The sequence below is a fragment of the Helicobacter aurati genome (assembly GCF_003364265.1).
Lineage (GTDB): Bacteria > Campylobacterota > Campylobacteria > Campylobacterales > Helicobacteraceae > Helicobacter_A > Helicobacter_A aurati.
Genome location: NZ_NXLW01000037.1, coordinates 1 through 1,878, shown reverse-complemented (window position 1 = coordinate 1,878; position 1,878 = coordinate 1). Strand labels below are relative to the sequence as shown.

General features: G+C 35.6%; 1 protein-coding gene. It reads right to left on the bottom strand.

Annotation, left to right across the window (positions count from 1 at the left end):
• Positions 1-205 precede the first annotated feature (205 nt).
• The coding region (locus CQA66_RS09040) for a restriction endonuclease subunit S (RefSeq protein ID WP_181882266.1) at positions 206-1,878 on the bottom strand (1,673 nt) is incomplete at its 5' end.

The window sequence follows — 1,878 nt, the reverse complement described above, 5'->3', positions numbered from 1 at the left end:
GATTCTTCGGCTAAAGCCTCAGAATGACAAATGGGGACAGAATAACAAGAGGAGGATTCAGAATGACAAGGAGAGGATTCAGAATGGCAATTTATTTTTTTGTCATATTGAGGCGAAGCCGAAATATCTCTTTAGAATTAAGAGATACTAAGCTAAGAGATTCTTCAGTCGCATTCGCTCCTTCAGAATGACAAGAGGGGAATTATTACACATTTATCTTTTCCTTAAAGCTTAGAAGCTTTTCTCTGTAATACTCATATTGCTTTCTCCTCGCCTCTATCTCGGCTGGGATTCCCATGCTTAAATCATTGACTAAGGTATCAAACTTATCTAAAATCTCTACAATTTCGCTTTGCACACTTAAGGGTGGAAGGGGGATTTGGAAGTTTTTAATCATTGACAAATTCAACCCCCCTCGCGTTCCATCTCCTGCTGATATTTGTCTTAAATTATGGTAATTATTTTTTAAATAGAAATACAAAAAATCACTATTCAAGTTTTCATTTGGAACAATTCCACATAAAGATTGATTGGTACATAATGGAATTCTAGTTCGAGCAACATTTCCTCTTGTTTTACCTTGTCCAGCCAATGCAATTACCACAGAATGCGACGGTATCATTTTCGTACTACTTTTGTTGTAACCCAATTGAGTAATTTTTTGATTCGTATCAAATATTATATTTTTATCAACTTCTCCAGAACTCATCCAAGGGATTGTACCATTTTCCCAATACTCTTTTATATTTGTTTTAGGAGTACCACCAGCAAAAACCTTTTCGCACACTTCCCCTAAGCTTACCATTTTGACAAGCTCGGGGGGTTGGGATTCTGTGTTTTGAGATTTTATATTTTTAGATTCTTCGCTTCGCTCAGAATGACAATCTTCTCCTTTGTCATGTTGAGCGTTAGCGAAATATCTCTTAGAATCTATATTTTGGGATTCTTCGGCTAAAGCCTCAGAATGACAACTTGAATGAGATTCTTCGGGCATAAAGCCCTCAGAATGACAATTTATTTTTTTGTCATGTTGAGCTTGCATAGCAAGCGAAACATCTCTATTAGAATCCTTAAGAGATTCTTCGCAATGCTCAGAATGACAAGATAAATTGTCATGTTGAGGGAGCGAAGCGACCGAAATATCTCTTACTTTAGAATCCATTAAATGAGATTCTTCACTACGCTCAGAATGACAAGAAGATTCAGTTTGACAAAGAAACAAATAATCATATAAATCAAGCCATTTAGGATTGATTGAATTTATAAGATTTTCTTTAAAATTTCGTTTTTTACCTTTGAGGTATTTTTCTCTCTCAATGGCTTGATTAATGTTTTCAAAACTTTCAAAATATACAAGCTTTTCACAATTATACTTATCGCTAAAGCCCTCTATCAAATGATTTTTATGCTCATAAATGCGCTTTTGTAAATTGCTTGTAACACCTATATAAAGGGTTGTGTTGTTTTTGTTGGCTAAGATATAAGTAAAAGCGGGATATTTTGAAAATGCTATTTGATTTTGGGTTAGGGTTATGGTGTTTTGTTGAGATTCTATATTGTGAGATTCTTCGCTTCGCTCAGAATGACAAGAGGATTCAGAATGGCAAGTTCCCTCTTTGTCATGTTGAGCTTGCATAGCAAGCGAAACATCTCTATTAGAATCCTTAAGAGATTCTTCGCTACGCTCAGAATGACAAATGGGGGATTTGGAATGACAAGGGGAAGGGGTAGAATAACAAAATGAAGATTTAGTTTGGCAAGCATCATAATGCTTCCTTGCTCTTTTCTCTAGCTCTTCTTTGCTTAAAAGCTTATTGCGGTAGTATTCGTATTGCTTGTGTCGTGCTTGTAACTCTGCTTGTAACTCTGCTTGTAACT